Annotated in this window: 19 protein-coding genes; 4 read left to right on the top strand and 15 right to left on the bottom strand. The window is 68.1% G+C overall.

Annotated elements, in window-relative coordinates; translation table 11 throughout:
• The 8 genes from OC534_RS03240 to flhB form a co-directional block, all read right to left on the bottom strand.
• On the bottom strand, nucleotides 1-697 hold a 697-nt coding region (locus tag OC534_RS03240; RefSeq protein ID WP_262071359.1), incomplete at its 3' end, for an Hpt domain-containing protein.
• A gap of 4 nt (nucleotides 698-701) precedes the next feature.
• Nucleotides 702-1316: a protein phosphatase CheZ gene (locus OC534_RS03245; RefSeq protein WP_017357460.1), complete on the bottom strand. Its 615-nt coding sequence runs from the start codon at nucleotides 1314-1316 to the stop codon at nucleotides 702-704.
• Nucleotides 1316-1708 carry a chemotaxis response regulator CheY gene (gene cheY / locus OC534_RS03250; protein WP_017357461.1) on the bottom strand — a complete coding sequence of 131 codons (393 nt, stop codon included), beginning with the start codon at nucleotides 1706-1708 and terminating at the stop codon, nucleotides 1316-1318. Before cheY ends, OC534_RS03245 begins: the two co-directional genes overlap by 1 nt.
• 16 nt (nucleotides 1709-1724) lie before the next feature.
• Entirely contained in the window at nucleotides 1725-2471 is a 747-nt protein-coding gene (locus OC534_RS03255) for an RNA polymerase sigma factor FliA (protein WP_017357462.1), read from the bottom strand.
• Nucleotides 2468-3355: a MinD/ParA family protein gene (locus OC534_RS03260; RefSeq protein ID WP_017357463.1), complete on the bottom strand. Its 888-nt coding sequence runs from the start codon at nucleotides 3353-3355 to the stop codon at nucleotides 2468-2470. The genes OC534_RS03255 and OC534_RS03260 overlap by 4 nt, the downstream gene beginning before the upstream one ends.
• Complete coding sequence (locus OC534_RS03265) at nucleotides 3342-5048, bottom strand: AAA family ATPase (protein WP_166472949.1); 1707 nt, start codon at nucleotides 5046-5048, stop codon at nucleotides 3342-3344. Before OC534_RS03265 ends, OC534_RS03260 begins: the two co-directional genes overlap by 14 nt.
• 152 nt (nucleotides 5049-5200) lie before the next feature.
• Complete coding sequence (gene flhA / locus OC534_RS03270) at nucleotides 5201-7282, bottom strand: flagellar biosynthesis protein FlhA (RefSeq protein WP_166473660.1); 2082 nt, start codon at nucleotides 7280-7282, stop codon at nucleotides 5201-5203.
• A gap of 17 nt (nucleotides 7283-7299) precedes the next feature.
• Nucleotides 7300-8430 carry a flagellar biosynthesis protein FlhB gene (gene flhB / locus OC534_RS03275; RefSeq protein WP_017356089.1) on the bottom strand — a complete coding sequence of 377 codons (1131 nt, stop codon included), beginning with the start codon at nucleotides 8428-8430 and terminating at the stop codon, nucleotides 7300-7302.
• A gap of 384 nt (nucleotides 8431-8814) precedes the next feature.
• Here flhB and OC534_RS03280 point away from each other — a divergent pair, with 384 nt between their 5' ends.
• From OC534_RS03280 to OC534_RS03295, 4 genes are read left to right on the top strand one after another with little or no spacing between them, the layout of a single operon-like run.
• Nucleotides 8815-9048: a hypothetical protein gene (locus OC534_RS03280; protein WP_262071360.1), complete on the top strand. Its 234-nt coding sequence runs from the start codon at nucleotides 8815-8817 to the stop codon at nucleotides 9046-9048.
• The gene (locus OC534_RS03285; protein WP_262071361.1) at nucleotides 9045-9893 is read left to right on the top strand and encodes a DUF4123 domain-containing protein; all 849 of its coding nucleotides are present in this window, start codon (nucleotides 9045-9047) and stop codon (nucleotides 9891-9893) included. The genes OC534_RS03280 and OC534_RS03285 overlap by 4 nt, the downstream gene beginning before the upstream one ends.
• A complete protein-coding gene (locus OC534_RS03290; protein WP_262071362.1) occupies nucleotides 9893-10609 on the top strand; it encodes a restriction endonuclease fold toxin 5 domain-containing protein in 717 nt (238 codons plus the stop codon). Before OC534_RS03285 ends, OC534_RS03290 begins: the two co-directional genes overlap by 1 nt.
• Nucleotides 10606-11364 carry an immunity 52 family protein gene (locus OC534_RS03295; protein ID WP_262071363.1) on the top strand — a complete coding sequence of 253 codons (759 nt, stop codon included), beginning with the start codon at nucleotides 10606-10608 and terminating at the stop codon, nucleotides 11362-11364. The genes OC534_RS03290 and OC534_RS03295 overlap by 4 nt, the downstream gene beginning before the upstream one ends.
• A 15-nt stretch (nucleotides 11365-11379) precedes the next feature.
• On the opposite strand, the gene OC534_RS03300 is transcribed toward OC534_RS03295, so the two are convergent.
• From OC534_RS03300 to fliM, 7 genes are all read right to left on the bottom strand, one after another.
• Nucleotides 11380-13533: an EAL domain-containing protein gene (locus OC534_RS03300; protein WP_136004064.1), complete on the bottom strand. Its 2154-nt coding sequence runs from the start codon at nucleotides 13531-13533 to the stop codon at nucleotides 11380-11382.
• A gap of 203 nt (nucleotides 13534-13736) precedes the next feature.
• On the bottom strand, nucleotides 13737-14528 hold the full coding sequence (fliR, locus tag OC534_RS03305; RefSeq protein ID WP_017356084.1) for a flagellar biosynthetic protein FliR: 792 nt from the start codon (nucleotides 14526-14528) through the stop codon (nucleotides 13737-13739).
• 13 nt (nucleotides 14529-14541) lie between these two features.
• Nucleotides 14542-14811 (bottom strand): flagellar biosynthetic protein FliQ, encoded by a 270-nt coding sequence (locus tag OC534_RS03310; RefSeq protein WP_017356083.1) that lies wholly within the window; start codon nucleotides 14809-14811, stop codon nucleotides 14542-14544.
• A gap of 7 nt (nucleotides 14812-14818) precedes the next feature.
• Nucleotides 14819-15601 (bottom strand): flagellar type III secretion system pore protein FliP, encoded by a 783-nt coding sequence (fliP, locus tag OC534_RS03315; protein WP_017356082.1) that lies wholly within the window; start codon nucleotides 15599-15601, stop codon nucleotides 14819-14821.
• Between the two features lies 1 nt (nucleotide 15602).
• Complete coding sequence (fliO, locus tag OC534_RS03320) at nucleotides 15603-16004, bottom strand: flagellar biosynthetic protein FliO (protein WP_017356081.1); 402 nt, start codon at nucleotides 16002-16004, stop codon at nucleotides 15603-15605.
• Nucleotides 16001-16339: a flagellar motor switch protein FliN gene (fliN, locus tag OC534_RS03325; protein ID WP_136004066.1), complete on the bottom strand. Its 339-nt coding sequence runs from the start codon at nucleotides 16337-16339 to the stop codon at nucleotides 16001-16003. The genes fliO and fliN overlap by 4 nt, the downstream gene beginning before the upstream one ends.
• Nucleotides 16336-17343, bottom strand: coding sequence for a flagellar motor switch protein FliM (gene fliM / locus OC534_RS03330; RefSeq protein WP_017356079.1), 1008 nt, complete (start codon nucleotides 17341-17343; stop codon nucleotides 16336-16338). Before fliM ends, fliN begins: the two co-directional genes overlap by 4 nt.
• Nucleotides 17344-17345: the final 2 nt, after the last annotated feature.

Consider the following 17345-nt stretch of genomic DNA (forward strand, 5'->3'; position numbering starts at 1 on the left):
CCGGGGCAGCGCCGGCCCCCGCCCGGGCGCGCCAGCGCGGGGGGCCCCGGTGCGCCACCGCGCCGGGGGGGGGGGGGTCCCCCCCCCGGGGGCAGCCGCAGAGGGAGACGCCCCCCGGGGGGGCACCGGGGGCGGCGCCGCCATGCAGCTGGTCGAGCAGTGCTTCGAACTCGTCTTCGCCGATCAGGCCATCGGCGGCCTTGGCCACCGCCGTCGGCGCCGCGCCGCCATGCAGCTGGTCCAGCAGGGCCTCGAACTCGTCCTCGGTGATCAGCTCACCATTGCCCGCCGGGGCCGCTACCGGTGCGGGCGTGGCCGGGCCGTTGACATCGAACTGGGCGATCAGCTCCGGCGGGGCGTACCCCGGCTCGGTGCCGGCCGAGACCGAGTCCAGCATCGACTGCAGGTAGTCCAGCGACTGCTGGCCGGCGTCGAAGTGGTGCGCCTGCAGGGTGGCCTGGCCGGAACGGGCCATGCCGAGGGTCTCCTCGGCGGCGTGGCACAGCTCCACCATCGCCTGGATGCCGAGAAAGCCGGCACCGCCCTTGAGGGTGTGGAAGCCGCGGAACACGGCGTTGAGCTGATCCGTATCCTGGGGCGACTGCTCCAGCGACACCAGCTGTTCGCCGAGGCGATCCAGGATCTCCTGGGCCTCGAGAATGAAATCGGCGGCAATGTCGTCCGGAACAGCACTCATCGTCTTACAACCCCAAATCGGAGAGCAGGTCGTCAGCGTCGACCTGGGAAACCTGGTGGCGGTCCAGGCCCGTGACGGCCGGGCCGGCCAGGCCGGTGTCGCGCCGGCGCGCGTCGTCTTCCTGCGGCGGCAGGCCGAGCGCGCCGAAGCCTTCGTGCACGCGGCGCACGATGCCGACCACGCGGCGGATGATCTGCCCGGTCAGATCCTGGTAGCTCTGGGTCAGGGCGATCTCGGTGAGGTTGTGGCGGATGCGGTCCAGCTGCAGGTCCTGGTCCGGACTGAGCCCGTTGGCGCGCAGTTGTTCGGTCAACGCGCGGCATTCTTCGGCCAGGTCCAGGGTGCGGTGGGTGGCCTGTTCGGTCATCGCCACCACGTGGTCCAGGCGCGCGCAGGCGTCGTCCAGTTCGCCGGCTTCGCTGGGCAGGCTGGGCAGTTCGCCCAGTGCCTGGCCGAGCTCGCGCGCGAGCCGGTTCAGGCCGGCCATCATCGGCTGCGTGCGCAGGGCCGCCAGCGCGTCGATTTCCCGGCGCCAGCCGGCCTCGTCGCCGCCTTCCAGCGCGGCCAGGGCGTCCTGCAGGCGCTGCACCAGCGCCGATTTGTCGCTGAGGGTTTCCATCAGGCGCTCGCTGCCAGGCGTTCGAAGATCTTGCCGAGCTTCTCTTCCAGCGTCTGTGCGGTGAACGGCTTGATGATGTAGCCGTTGACGCCGGACTGGGCCGCTTCGATGATCTGCTCGCGCTTGGCTTCAGCCGTCACCATCAGCACCGGCAGGGTTTTCAGCTTGGCGTCGGCACGGATCGCCTTGAGCAGGTCGATGCCGGTCATCACCGGCATGTTCCAGTCGGTGACCACGAAGTCGAACGGCTGGCTCTGCAACAGTGCCAGCGCGGCATGCCCGTCCTCGGCTTCGGCCGTATTGGTGAAGCCCAGATCGCCCAGCAGGTTCTTGACGATACGACGCATGGTCGAAAAATCGTCGACGATCAGGATACGCATGTTCTTGTTCAAAGCACTTTCCTCGATTTCAAGGGTTTTCGAGGCCGGCGTCGGCCGCCTCGAAGATCTTCAGTCGGCCGCGCAGGCGCAATACCGCCTGGCCGTGGATCTGGCACACCCGGGATTCACTCACCCCGAGCACCGCGCCGATTTCTTTCAGGTTCAATTCCTGTTCGTAGTACAGCGACAGCACCAGTTGTTCGCGCTCGGGGAGCAGGCCGATCGCATTGCCCAGCTCACGGCCGAACTCGCCGCGCTCCAGGACCTGCTGCGGGGTCGGGCCGCCCTGGGCGACGGTATCCAGCTCGCCCTGGTCCTCGATCCGCGATTCCAGGCTCAGTACCTGGCCGCGTGCGGCGTCTTCCATCAGTCGCAGGTATTCCGGCAGCGGCATGTCCATCGCGTTGGCCACTTCGGTGGCGCTGGCGGCACGGCCGGTGCTCTGCTCCAGGCGGCGGATGGTGGCGGCCGCATCGCGTGCACGGCGGTGCACCGATCGCGGCACCCAGTCGCCACGACGGATCTCATCGATCATCGACCCGCGGATGCGGATCGACGCGTAGGTCTCGAACGAGGCGCCCTGGTCGGCGTCGTAGCTGCGCGAGGCCTCGATCAGCCCCATCATGCCGGCCTGGATCAGGTCATCCACTTCCACGCTCGCCGGCAGACGCGCGGCCAGGTGGTGGGCGATGCGCCGCACCAGGTCCGAATGCTGGGCGATGCACTCGTTGGCGGCGGTACGTTGGACCTCTTTGTACTGTGCGGCGCCTTTCATGCGGCCACCCCGCGTTGTTTGAGGATGCGTTCCAGGAAGAACTCGACGCCGCCGCGCGGCTCGGTCGGGGCCTGCCAGCGGGCGGTCCGGCGGGCGATCTCGGTGATCGCCAGCGCCGACGGACTGGACGGGTAGGCCTTGACCACCGGCTGCTGGCGCTGCACCGACAGGCGCAGCCAGTCGTCCTGCGGAACGCAGCCGAGGTAGTTGAGCGACACGTCGGCGAGGAACTTCTCGCAGACCCGGGTCAGCTTCTCGTAGAGCACGCGGCCTTCGTTGGGGTCGCGCACCATGTTGGCCACCACCTGGATGCGGTCCACGCCGCGCTCGCGGGAGAGCACCTTGATCAGTGCGTAGGCGTCGGTGATCGAGGCCGGCTCGTCACAGACCACCACCACGGTGTCCTGTGCGGCCTGGCAGAAGGTGAGCACGCCATCGGTGATGCCGGCGGCGGTGTCCACCACCATGATGTCCAGCTCGCGCTCCAGCTCGGAGAACACGTTGACCAGGCCCACGTGTTCGGCCGGCTGCAGTTCGGCCATGTGGCGGCGACCGGACGCGGCCGGCACCACCAGCACGCCGCCCGGGCCCTCCATGATCACTTCCTCCAGCGTGCAGCGCCCGGCGACGAGGTCGGCCAGGGTCACCTTCGGCTGCAGGCCGAGGATCACATCGATGTTGGCCAGGCCGAGGTCGGCGTCCAGCAGCAGCGTGCGTTTGCCCATGTCCGCGAGCGCTACGGCCAGGTTGGCCGAAACGTTCGTCTTGCCCACGCCGCCCTTGCCGCCGGTGACGGCGATGGTGCGGACAGGGCCCAGCGGTTGGCTGCGGGTAGCCGACAACGGGAAGGTCTTGGTCAGCTTGGCGTACTCACGCGACGGCATGGTTGAACTCCGGGTTGCAGGGCATATCGGCCGCGCGGCGCAAATCTTCAAGGCGAAGGACGAGATTGGCCGCACTGGCGCGGTGCAGGTCCTCCGGGACGTCCTGGCCGTCGGTCACCCAGGTGATCGGCAGGCAGTGGTCTACCGCCACGGACAGGGCGGTGCCGAAGCGGCCGGTCTCGTCCAGCTTGCTCAGCACCACGCCCTGCGGGTTGGCAGCGCTGAAGCGTCGGACCACTTCGTCCATGTCGCCGAAGCTGGTATTGGCCGGCAGCACCAGCAGGGTGCGGATGCGGTCGGCGGCCCGCAGCCACTGCAGCTGCGCGGCGAGGGCACGGTCGCGCGGACCAAGGCCGGCGGTGTCGATCAGAACCAGCTTGTAGTCCTGCAGGCGCTCCAGCAGCTGGCTCAGGTCGGTGCCGCTGTTGGCTTCATGCACGGCGATGCCAAGCTGGCGGCCAAACCCGTAGAGCTGCTCGCGGGCGCCGATGCGGCCGGTGTCGGTGGTCACCAGGGCCACGTCGCGTGCGGCGTGCTTCTCGGCGAAGCGCGAGGCCAGCTTTGCAATGGTGGTGGTTTTGCCGGCACCGGTCGGACCGACCAGGGCGATCACACCACCGGCGTCAAGCGGATCGACCGGGGCGATCGGCAGCTTCTTGGACAGCAGGCCCAGCATCAGCCCGCGGCCGCGATGGGCTTCGGTATCCAGCGGGATCTGCAGGGCCACGTCGCGGCTGATGCCGGCATCGAAGCCGTACTCCTCCATCAGGTCCAACGCGGCCGCTCGGACCGGCGAGCCACGCAGACGCTCGTCGGTGAAGCGATGCATTTCGCGCTCGATCACATGGCGCATGCCGGCCACTTCGTGACGCAGCTGGCGGATTTCCTCGTCGTCCCGGGGCACCACGGTCAGTTCCGGTGCGGGGCGCGCAACCGCATCGGCCGCGATGTCGGCTGCAGCAGCGGCGACCGCGACCGGCAGTGCCGGCGGTTGCGCCACCGGCACGGGGTCCAGGACCGCCGACACCGGCGCGGCCACGGCGGCGACCGGCAGCGGCGGCATCGTCACCGGCGCCTGGGCCGGCGGTGCATACATCTGGATGTGCGGGGCATCGTCCATCGGCGGGTCGATCACGAAGCGCGCGCGGTTGATCGGCGCGGCGGCCGGTGCGGCCGGGGCCGCGATCGGCGCGGGCGCAGCAGCGGCCGCCTGTTCGACATTGAACGGCGCGAAGATCTGCTCCGGCAGCGACGGTTCATTGACGGGGGTGGCCACACTGGCCCGCGACAGCGTGGCGGCAAAGCCGGCGCTGCCCGGCGGGGGCACGTTTTCGTTGGCGGTATCCAGCGTGCGGCCGGTGGCGCCAACGGCCGCGCGCGCCAGGGCGGCCACGGCCGAGGTGGTGGCCGCGACCGGTTCGGGGGCGACGACCGGGGCCTTGCGGCGCGTGACGGCGGCGATCACCGCATCGGCGGCGCTGCGCGGGCGCGGCACCGGCGGCGGCGCGACATCCTTGCGCGAGGCTTCCAGGGCGCGCTGCACGGCGCCTTCGTCATAGTTGGCCGCAGCCACGATCTCCACGCCTTCCTCGATCCGGCGGTTGGACAGGATCACCGCGTCAGGACCGTGTTCCTTGCGCACCAGGTTCATGGCCGAGCGCATATCGGAGGCGACGAAGCGTTTGATTTTCATGCTGTGGTACCGGGACTGGGGCGGCGGGGTGGTGGAAGGGAAGCGCTGGTTGTCGGTGGTCTGCACGGTCCGGGTTTCCCTCTGTGTCCTGCTGCGGTGATGTCAAAAGTGGGGGTGTCTGTTTTCTGGCGCGTTGCCGTCGGAGTACCGGCTCAACTGATCGTGCCGACCAGCTTCAACCGTTTGTCCTCCGGCACCTCGCTGTAGGCCAGTACCGACAGCGAGGGGACGCTGTGGCGTACCAGCCGTGCCAGCGCGGCACGTACCGGGCCGGGTACCAGCACAACCGCCGGCTCGTTCTTCGCTTCCTGCTTGCCGACACAGTCGGCCAGGCTCTGGTGCAGTCGCTCGGCGAGTCCGGGTTCCAGCGCGGCGCCGTTGCCCTGCGTGGACTCCTGCAAGACGCGTTCCAGTTGCGGGTTGAGGGTGAACACCGGCAGCTCCGCCGACATGCCGGCGATCTCCTGCACGATGAAGCGGCCCAGCGCGTTGCGCACGGCGGCGGTCAGCACCGACGGGTCCTGGCTGTTGGGCGCGTTCTCCACCAGCGCTTCGACGATCTTGCGCAGCTGGCGGATCGGAATGCGCTCGATCAGCAGGTTCTGCAGCACCCGCACCACCGCCGACAGCGGCAGCGACTTGGGCGTGAGGTCCTCCACCAGCTTGGGGGCGCTCTTGCCGAGGTTGGCCAGCAGCTGCTGCACTTCCTCGTGGCCCAGCAGTTCCGGGGCGTGCTCGCGGATCAGGTGCGACAGGTGGGTCGCCACCACGGTGGCGGGGTCGACCACGGTGTAGCCCATCGACTCGGCATGGGCGCGCTGATGCGGCTGGATCCAGGTGGCGTCCAGGCCGAACGCGGGGTCCTTGCCGGCGATGCCGTCCAGCGCGCCGAGCGCGCTGCCCGGGTCCAGGGCGAGCTCGCGGTCCGGGTGGATTTCCGCCGTCGCTACCGGCACGCCGTGGATGAGCAGGCGGTAGCCGGTGGCCGGCAGCTCCAGGTTGTCGCGGATGTGGACCGAAGGGATCAGGAAGCCGATGTCATGGGTGAGTTTGCGGCGCACGCCCTTGATCCGTGCCATCAGCTCGCCGCCCTGGTTCTTGTCCACCAGCGGGATCAGCCGGTAGCCCACTTCCAGGCCCAGCGGATCGACCGGACGCAGTTCGTCCCAGGTCAGCTCGGCGGTGGGCGAGGGCGTGGCGCCGGGCAGGCCCGGTGCATCGGGGCGGCCGGCGCTTGCGGTTTCAGCGGCGCGGGCAGCCGCGGTGCTCTTCTTCCAGAGCTTCCAGGCGATGAAGCCGAGGATGGCGGCCAGCGTCAAGAAGGCGACGTTGGGCATTCCCGGGACCAGCCCGACCACGCCGAGGATGGCCGCGGCGATGGTGAGCGCGCGATGCTGGCCGAACACCTGGCCCATCATCGCCTGGCTCATGTCCTGCGACCGCGAGGCGCGGGTGACCAGCATCGCCACCGCCGAGGACACCAGCAGTGCCGGCAGCTGCGCCACCAGGCCGTCGCCGATGGACAGCAGCGTGTAGGTGGCCGCGGATTCGCCAAATGGCATGCCGTGCTGCAACACGCCTACGGCCAGGCCGCCGAGCATGTTGATGAACAGGATCAGGATGCCGGCGATGGCGTCGCCGCGGATGAACTTGCTGGCGCCGTCCATCGCACCGTAGAAGTCGGCTTCCTCACGGACTTCCTCACGACGGGCCTTGGCCTCCTCACGCGTCAGCAAACCGGCGTTGAGGTCGGCGTCGATGGCCATCTGCTTGCCGGGCATGGCATCGAGGATGAAGCGCGCGGTCACTTCCGAGACGCGTCCGGCGCCCTTGGTGATCACCACGAAATTGATGATGGTCAGGATCGCGAACACCACGATGCCCACCGCGTAGTTGCCGCCGATCACGAACTCGCCGAACGCGGCGATCACCTTGCCGGCCGCCTCGTGGCCGTTCTGGCCATTGAGCAGGATCACGCGGGTGGAGGCCACGTTCAGCGCCAGGCGCAGCATGGTGGTGATCAGCAGCACGATCGGGAAGATGGTGAAGTCGAGCGGCCGCTTCACATAGACCACCGCCAGCAGCACCATCAGCGAGATGGCGATGTTGAAGGTGAACAGGGCATCCAGGACCGGCGGTGCCAGCGGCACCACCACCATTGCCAGCAACGCCAGCACGATCAGCGGGGCACCCAGCCCGTGGCGGATCATATCCAGCGCCTTGCGCACGTTCATTCCTGCAGGCTGGGCGCTCACGGGCGGGCTCCGTTGGTGAATTCTTCAATGTCGATGCGCGGCGAGGCCGGCATCGGGCCGGAACGCCAGCTGCGCAGCTGGTAGACGTAGGACAGGACCTGGGCGACGGCCGAATACAATCTCACGGGGATTTCCTTGCCGAGTTGGCCTTCCCGATACAAGGCGCGTGCCAAAGGCGGCGCGGAGACAATGGCGACCTTGTTGCCGTCGGCCACTTCGCGGATGCGCAAGGCGGTTTCATCCACCCCCAGGGCCACCACGGTGGGGGCGCCCATCCTGCCGCCGTCGTACTTCAGGGCCACGGCGTAGTGGGTCGGGTTGACCACCACCACGTCAGCGGTAGGCACCGCTTCCATCATCCGTCGGTTGGACATCTGCTGCTGCAGCTGGCGGATGCGGCCCTTCACCTCGGGGCTGCCCTCGCTCTCCTTCATTTCCCGGCGCAGCTCTTCCCGGGTCATCTTCAGCTTGCGCATCCAGTTCCAGCGCTGGTACGGCGCATCGATCGCCGCGAGCAGCAGCATCGCGCCGCCGGTGGCCAGCATCAGCTTCAGGGTGAAGCCAAGCCCATGCACCATCGCCGCTTCCAGCGGCTGGTGGAGCAGGGCGCGCAACGGCTGGATACCCCCCCAGACCACCAGTCCGGCCGCCGTGCCGACAAACGCGATGCGCAGCAGCGACTTGGTGAACTCGGCGATCGCCTCGGGGCCGTACAGGCGCTTCATCCCGGCCATCGGGCTGAGCCGCTTCACATCGGGCATCAGGGATTTGTTGGACCAGCGCAGGCCGCCCATCACCACCGGTGACAGGAAGCTGGCCAGCAGGCACACCACCACCAGCGGCCACAGCGCCAGCAGCAGCTGGGCCAGGCTCTCGCCGAAATGGCCGAACAGGGCCATCGGGTTCTGGCGGAGACCGGGTTCGGGGCTCAGCGCCTGCTTCATCCAGGCCTGCGCGTTGCGTGAAATGCCGCCGGAGAAGGCCATCAGCGCCAGTACACCGGCGCCGAACACCGCGGCCGTGGCCAGCTCGCGCGAGCGCGGGATGTTGCCCTGCTCGCGGGCGTCGCGCAGCCGTTTCTCGGTCGGTTGTTCGGTTTTTTCGCCGGCTTGTTCGTTCTCGGACATCGGGGCACGACACGGGGGAGGATTCCTCCAAGTGCGTGCAAGATCCGTTCCGTTTCGTTTCGACGCCGGCCAGGGCGGGGCAGGCCGCGGGGCAGGGCAGTCGCGACATCCGGCGGGGCAGGCCGCCTGCCCGCCATCGCCCGTGTCACAGGGGAGCATCGGGCGCGCCGGCAGATTCGGTCGATTCCGATGGCGACGCCGGCGCTGCGCGGGGGACAGTCCTGGCCCCAGGGAAGGCAGAGACGGCCATGCGCAGCTACTGGATCGTTGTTGGTGACACCACCAGCAGGTGCGGCCGGGTGATCACCGGCTCGCCGTTCACCGATATCGAGGGCGCTGCAGTGGCGCGCGTTCGCCATCGTCGGTGGAGATCCGACCCTGCGCGTGGATGGCCAGCCTGTCGCGCTGGACGGGGATCTGCTTGCGTGTGGCTGCCATCTGCGCTCGACCGTGCAGCGTTTGGTGTACGTGGAGGCGGCGCCCGCGCCGGCGAAGGAAGACGTCGCGGGACCGGCGGTTGTCTGCGCGCCGGCAGCCGCGTCCAGTGCGCCGCCGGTCTGTCTGGAGTGCCTGATGGACGCCGCACGGTCCGGCACGCCGATGGTGCGCCTGGAATGAGTGCGTTGCAGGACTACGCCCTGGTTGACTGTGCCGCGTCACCCGGGCGCATCGGCGACCTGCGCCACCACGTCGCCAGTGCGGGGGTGGTCGCGCGATGCCTGTTCGCCGGCCGTCCCGAGGCCATCCATGCCGACGCGGCGCCTTGGCTGGTGGCGCTGCCGCAGGGCGCGCTTCAGCAGGCGGTGGAACGCTGGCGGGTGACGCTGGGCGGCACGGCGGCCGGCGTCACCCGGGTCTGGGCGGCGGGCGGGTTCGACGCGCTGTTCGACCACCTGCAGGCACGCCTCGAACTGCGCCTCCCGGATGGCCAGCGTGCGTTGATGCGCTTCTACTGCCCGCGTGCTTGGCGGCGCTATGGAGACGTGTTGACCCCGGCTCAGCAGCGCGACCTGCTCGGCCCCGTGCGAGTGTGGGAGACGACCCTGCAGGGGCGCCCCGTCACGGTGCGGGCGGACCCGGAAACCGAACCGTCGGGCACCGGCCCGCTGCAGCTCTCTGCAGGACAGTACGCCGCGCTGAGCCTGCCCGATGCAGCGGACTGGGCGCCCGCGATGGCGGCCGAAGTCCGCCACGATTACCCTGACGCCACGTTCGCTGTCGCCGACGATGCATTGCGGGCGACCGTGCACGACAGCTACCGGCACGCGGTGCGTGCACTGCGCATCACCCATCCGCCCACGCTGGTGCGCTGGGTGAAAGCGGACGTGGCCTGGGCACGCACGCTGCGCGACCACGCCGTGACCGGCGTGTGGTTCAACAGCACCGACCAGCCCAACGTGACGGCTGCCGACCTGCTCGCGTTGCTTGCCTCGCCACACCTGTCCCACCGAAAGGAGCGTTGATGGGTGCACTTCCCTTGCCCCTGCCACTTCCGCCGCCGCCCCCGGCTCATCCCGGCGGCTGGGACCCGACCCGCGAGGTGCCCACCGGGCCGAGCATCGGCCAGGTCTGGGCGGACATCCAGCGCGCCGTGGGTATCGGTACCGATACCGTGGTGGCGCCGTCGGTGCAGGCGCGCGATACCGACTGCGCGCAGACCAGCAATCAGAACGCCTGCACGACGTGCAAGCTGGCGCAGGGCTATCTGACGCCGGCCAACTACACCATTCCGTACAGGCAGTTCCGTGATTTCGATTACCAGCGACGTATCGCCAACCTGTACGCGGCGCCGGAGCACTTCGACTACACCTACGGCGGAACGGCACTGGACCGGATGCTGGCCAGAGTGCCCAAGTCCATGACCGAAATTACGGTCACCGAATGGCGGCACGGCGCGATCCGGTTTGATGGATTCTGGCGTTCGCGGTGCACGGTGGTTGAGGCGAAGGGGCACCACCAGCAGTTCTTTGAGAGTGACGGAGAACTGCAAGGCTGGGCCAGATTCAGGTCGCCGAATGTAGTTGAAAGCTGGATGCGTCAATTTAGCGCCCAGTCGCTGCATGTCCATCGACAAGGTGCTCCCGCAAAGCTGGAGTGGCATTTTCTGCAGCGCCTTTGCTATGAAGCAGCCTCCAAGGCATTTGGGCCGTTGTCATCCGCTTGCCGGTACTCCCCATGACGATGAGAAGTGTGCTCGTCGAGGCCATTCTCCCCGAACGTTCGATGACGTCCGAGGCTGTGCATGATTGCCTCGTGCGTATGCTCGAAAAGCTGCAGGGCGTGTTTCCGCCCCCGTCAGCGTGGGTCTCCCTGCCTCGAGCGCCGGATCGCGGTCTGATGCCACTTTCCAATCCGCGCGGGTTCATGGAGAGGATGCAGCGCTACGCAGACGCCGATCGCGTTGACTACGGCACATTGCCCAGCACGGTCGAGGGTGTCATCACGACAGCACACACCCCCGCTGCATGGTTGTCCCCCGGCTGTGTGGAGATTGCGCTCAGGCCCTGGTTTGGCGTCTGTACGATCTCCCTGTATCAGCCTGTGGAAGCGTTCGGACGTGATGGCACGCTGCAGATGGTGCGCAGCGTCGTGGCGGCCCTTGCAGAGGTGTTGGGTGTCCTTCACATTGCTACCGACGTGACATGCGCTCTCCCTGATGGAGAGGGTTTCGACACTTACGTCCAGCACCACCGCCTGTTTCCCCATCGCCGCTGGCTAGGCTGGATGGGGTTCGTCCCCGAACTGGTTCCGCACCGGTACATCCCTGAAGCTGCCTCGGTCCACGTGGTGAAAGGCTGCGGCACGATCATCGTGTCCGTAGAGGGCTGTCTGGACCTGCGCAACAAGGCGCACCTGCGCCAGGTGCATGAGGTGGAAGCGCGGATGGCGCAGCTGGGGCTGCTGGACCTCACCGACGCGACACTGCTGGATTGAACCGGCGGGGTGCCGTCAGCCGGCCGGGTGGCCGGGTGGGGAGAGGTCTTCGTCCGCGTTCCACTCCGGCGCCACTACCACCCGTGGCCTCGGATGGTCATGCAGCTGCATGAAGCGCTGCGCGTCCACCGGCCGGCCGAGCAGATAGCCCTGCAGGTAGTCGCAGCCCAGCCGTTCCAGATACGCGCGCTGGCCGGTGGTCTCCACGCCTTCGGCGACAATGTCCATGTCCAGCGCATGGCCCAGGGCGACGATCGCCGAGACGATCACCACATCCTCCGAACTGTTCTCCAGGTCGCGCACGAACGCATGGTCGATCTTGATCTCGCTGGCCGGCAGCCGCTTGAGGTACAGCAGGCTGGAATAGCCGGTACCGAAATCGTCGATGGAGATGCCGACCCCCAGCGTGGCCAGTGACTGCAGCAGGCGCAGGCTGGCTTCCGTGTCGCGCATGACGGTGTTCTCGGTGATCTCCAGGATCAGCCGGCGCGGGTCCATGCGATGGGTCTGCAGCACGCGCCGCACGTCCTGCAGCAGGTCCGGCGAGCTGAACTGGACCGGCGACAGGTTGACCGACACGGTCCAGCTGTCGTGGCCGGCGTCGTGCCACTCGCGCAGCTGCCGGCAGGCTTCGTCCAGCGCCCAGCGGCCGATCTCGTTGATCACGCCGCTGCGTTCAGCGAGCCGGATGAAACGTTCGGTGGGCACCAGTCCGTGCTGCGGGTGGCGCCAGCGGATCAGGGCCTCGGCGCCACAGACGGTGTGGGCCGCCACGCGGGTCTTGGGCTGGTAATGCAGGAACAGCTGGTCCGTGCCGATCGCCCGGCGCAGATCGGCGAGCAGCTGGAACTGCTGCTCGGCGCTGTCGTTCATCCAGTCAGAAAACAGCACCTGCGCATTGCGGCCGGCTTCCTTGGCCTGGTACATCGCCGCGTCGGCGAAGGCCATCAGCTGCCGCTCGCTGGCGGCATGATCGGGGCAGATGGCGATGCCGATGCTGGCGGTGACCTGCAGCTCGTGGTCGGGCAGCAGCGGCTCGTGGCCGATGGTCTGGATGATGCGGCTGGCCAAGGCGGCGATGTCCTCGCCGTTGTCGATGCCGACCACCAGCACGAACTCGTCGCCGCCCAACCGTGCGAGCACGTCATCGGGGCGCAGCAGCTGGCGGGTGCGCTCGGCCACGGCGACCAGCAGGGCGTCGCCGGTCTGGTGGCCATACGCATCGTTCACCTGCTTGAATCCGTCCAGATCCATGAACATCACGGCAAACCGGGTGCCGTTGCGCTCGGCCCGGCTCAGCGACTGCTCGATGTGCTGCTGGAGCAGCAGCCGGTTGGGCAGGCGGGTGAGCGGATCGTGCAGGGCGGCCTGGGTCAGTTCGGCCTGGGCGTCGTAAAGGGAGGTGCGCAGGTCCGAGTTGCGCACCCGCAGCAGGTGCGACTGCATGCGCTGGTCCAGCCAGGACACCACCAGCACGATGGTCAGGATCGAGATGGTGAGCACCAGCACGATCGCCGCCAGCCACTGCGTCTGCAGCCCGTCCCGACCGGCCGCGCCGCAGATGCTGCCGGCGGGAAATCGCGCGGCTGCCATGCCGGTGTAATGCATGCCCACGATGGCGGTGCCGAGCAGAACCGCCGGCGCCAGCCGGTCGCGCAGGCGGCGTTGGCTGCCGCGCAGGCGGAAGGCCACGAACAGGGCGGTCCAGGAGGCGGCCACGGCGATCAGCACCGAGGCCACGAACCAGGCCGGGTCGTACACGATCCCCGGCTGCATGCGCATCGCGGCCATGCCCAGGTAGTGCATCGAGGCAATGCCGATGCCCATCAGCAGGGCCCCCAGTGCCAGCCGCGTGTGCGGCAGGGTGGGCAGCGAGACCAGCCACAGGGCGAATACGGAAGAGGCGATCGCGGCCAGCAGCGACGTCCCGGTGATGGCGATGTCATAGCCCAGCGGGATGGGCAGGCGGAAGGCCAGCATGCCGATGAAGTGCATCGACCAGATGCCGAGCCCCATCGCACATCCCCCGCCGGCGAGCCAGAGCGCGGTCTGGCGCCGGCTCGGCGCGGTGGTGACCCGTGCGGCCATGTCCAGCGCGGTGAAGGACGCCATCACGGCGACCAGGAGCGAGATCAGTACGAGGGACGGGGCGTAGCTGCCGACGAGCATGGGTGACTCTCCCTGGCCTGCACGAATGCGATGGCATGGCGTACACCGCCGTGATCACCGAGGATGCGCAATGGCACCCTCACCGGCAGTCTCCCCATGACTCCGATGAAACGAACGCTACCCGTGAAGACTACCGCGATGCCCGGGGGGTCTCGCAAGAGCCGCAGCACGAATCCGTGACGGAACGTGCATCGCGCCCCGGCTCAGTGCGTCACGCCGTCGGCAGCCTGGAACGCGGCGTCGAACAGGCGCTGCACCGGCGGGCCCATTTCACCGGCCAGCACGGTCAGCAGGAACAGGCCGAGCAGCAGGGCCACCGGCAGGCCAAGCTGGATCGGGTTGAGCGCCGGCGCCGCCCGGGCCAGCACACCGAAGGCCAGGTTGACCGCCAGCATCGCCACGGTGAGCGGCAGGGCCAGGGTCAGCGCGCCGCGGAACACCTGCAGCAGAAAGGTCGGGGCGGCACTGAGAAACGCATCGACATTGGGCAGCTCGGCACCGATCGGCACGGCTTTGTAACTGTCCATCAGCAGCGAGATCAGCGCGAGGTGCCCGTTGGAGGTGAAGAACAGCAGGCCGAACAGCAGGTAGAACCATTGTCCGATCACGCCGGAGCTGCCGCCGCGCAGCGGATCGCTCATCTGCGCGAACGCCAGGCCGGTGCCTTGGGCGACCAGTTCGCCGGCCATCGCCCCGGCCTCGAACACCAGCCGCAGCAGGAAGCCGATCGACACGCCGATGGCCAGTTCGCGCGCGATGCTCAATACGGTGGCGGCGTCGAACCCGGTCCAGGCTGGCACGGGCGGCAGCATCGGCGACAGGGCGATGGCCAGCGCACCGGCCAGCATCACCCGCACCCGTTGCGGCACCGCGCGGGTACCGATCAATGGCATCGCCATGACCATCGCGCCGATGCGCAGCATGGTCCACAGGATGGTGCCGATCATGCCGAAGGCCTGCAGGCCATCGGCAGCCATCTGAGTGGCCGAATCCATCGTGCGTGCCTGCCTAGCCGATGAGGTGGGGAATGCGCTGGAACAGCAGCGTGGTGTATTCCACCAGGTGGCCGATCAGCAGGCTGCCGAGCGCGAACAGGACGGCGGTCAGCGCGGCGGCCTTGGCCACGAAGGCGATGGTGGGCTCGTTGAGCTGGGTGGCGGCCTGCACCACGCCGACCACCACGCCGACGATCAGCACGGTGAGCAGCAGCGGGCCGGCAACCCACAGCACGGTGATCAGGCCACCGCGCAGTTCGGTAAGGGCAAGTTCGGGCGTCATGGCGACCTCAGACCGCGTTGAAGCTGGCGGCAAGCGTGCCGACCACCAGGACCCAGCCGTCGACCAGCACGAACAGCAGGATCTTGAACGGGGCCGAGACCAGCATGGGCGACAGCATCATCATGCCCATCGACATCAGCACGCTGGCCACGACCAGATCGATGATCACGAACGGAATGAAAATCAGGAAGCCGATCTCGAAGGCGGTCTTCAGCTCGCTGGTGACGAACGAGGCCACCAGCACCGGGAACGGAATCGCATCCGGGCTGGCGTAGGTGCCGTGGCCGGCCATGCCGGCGAAGGTCATCAGGTCGGTCTCGCGGATCTGCGCCAGCATGAAGGCGCGCAGCGGCTGGGTGGTCAGCGTCCAGGCGGTCTGGAAGTCGATCTCACCGTTGAGGTAGGGCGCCATGCCACTGCCCCAGGCCTTCTGCCACACCGGCAGCATCACCATTGCAGTCAGGAACAGGGCCAGGCCGAGCAGCACCTGGTTGGACGGGGTCTGCCCGGTGCCCAGTGCCTGGCGCAGCAGACCCAGCACGATGATGATGCGGGTGAAAGCGGTCAACACCAGCAGCATCGACGGAATCAGCGTGATCGCCGTCATCAGCAGCAGCGTCTGCAGCGGCAGGCTCACCGGCTGGCCGCCGATCTTGCCGACGTTCACGTCCGGCAGCGCCGGCGTGCCGGGCAGGCCGGGGGCGGCCCAGGCCAGTGCCGGCAGCGCGCACAGCGCCAGCAGCATCAGCAGGGGCAGGTAATGGGTCCAGGGGTTACGAGGGCCACGCATGTCAGGAGTCCTTGCGCAGCCGCTGTTGCAGCATCTGCGCGAAATTCGGCAAGTGTTTGAAGTCCGGCAGCCGCGCCGGGGCAGGCGTCGGCAACGGTTCGGGCAGGCGGTGCAGGGCGTTGATGCCACCGGCGGTGACGCCGAGCAGCAACTGCTCGCCGTTGACCTCCACGACCACCACGCGCTCCTTGGCGCCGACGGTCAGGCTGGCCACCACGCGCAGGCCTTCGGCAGGGCGGAAGCCGCTGCCCGGCATGCGCCTGAGCACCCAGCCCAGGCCGACGATCAGGGCCAGCACCGCCAGCAGCGCCAGCACGGCACCAAACATGCTCGGTGCGGCAGCGGCGTGCTGGCCCACCTTGGCGGTGGTGGTGCCGGCGGCGATCAGCGCCCAGGCGCTCAACGCAGTCTCCGGATCCGTTCGCTCGGGCTGACCACGTCGGTCAGGCGCACGCCGAAGCGATCGTTGATGACCACCACTTCGCCGTGGGCGATCAGGGTGCCGTTGACGAAGACGTCCAGCGACTCGCCGGCACCACGCTCCAGTTCCACCACCGAGCCCTGGTTGAGCTGCAGGAGGTTGCGGATCGGCAGGCGCGCGCGACCCACTTCCAATGACAGCGTGACCGGCACATCGAGGATCACATCCAGGTTGAGGTCGGTGCTGCCGGGGATCTCGTCGGACTGCAGGTTGGTGAACTGGGCCGGTGCCGGCGCGTTGGTGTCGATGTCGTTCATTGCGGGTCTTCCTGGATTACGGGAACGCGCGGGCGGACGCCCGGGGGGTGGGTGGCGGTGATCTTCACTGCGTTGCTGCCGTTGGCGATGCCGAACTCGCCGGTGAACACCGGGATGTTCTCCACGCACACCGGCACCTGCGCCGGCAGCTCGATCGGGAGGATGTCGCCGATCTTCAGGCGGGTCAGTTCGCGCAGGCTCATGCGCTTGCTGGCCAGCACGCTGGACAGGGTGACTTCGGCGATGTTGAGCTGTTCGCGCAGCATCACGCCCCAGCTGGCATCGCGGTCGTTGCGGTCGCTCTGGATGCCGGCGTCGAGCAGCTCGCGGATCGGTTCGAGCATCGAGTAGGGCAGGGTGACGTGGATGTCGCCGCCGCCGCCGTCGAGTTCGACGTGCAGCCGGCAGACCACCACGTACTCGCGCGGCGTCACGATGTTGGCGAAGTGCGGGTTGATCTCGGAGTTGATGTACTCCAGCTCGACGTCCATCACCGGCGCCCATGCTTCCTGCAGGTCGGCGAAGGTCTGCTTGAGCAGCAGGTGGATGACCCGCATTTCCGTGGCAGTGAATTCACGGCCTTCGATACGGGTCGGGTAACGCCCGTCGCCGCCGAAGAAGTTGTCGACGATGGCGAACACCAGGGTCGGCTCGAACACGATCAGCCCGGTACCACGCAGGGGTTTGAAGCGGATCAGGTTCAGATTGGTCGGCACGTAGAGCGAGTGCATGTAATCGTTGAACTTGATCAGCTCGATGCCGCGCACCGACAGCTCGGCGGAACGCCGGATCAGGTTGAACAGGCCGATCCGCCACAGGCGGGCGAAGCGCTCGTTGACCATCTCCAGGGTCGGCATGCGACCGCGGATGATGCGGTCCTGGCTGGCGAAATCGTAGGAGCGCGCCTCGCCGGGGGGCGCTGCGTCGATATCGGTTTCCACCGCACCGGAGTCCACGCCGTGCAGCAGGGCATCGATCTCGTCCTGGGAAAGCAGGTCATTCATGG

The organism is Stenotrophomonas sp. Marseille-Q5258 (assembly GCF_946900935.1).
In the GTDB taxonomy this organism is placed as follows: Bacteria; Pseudomonadota; Gammaproteobacteria; order Xanthomonadales; family Xanthomonadaceae; genus Stenotrophomonas; species Stenotrophomonas nematodicola.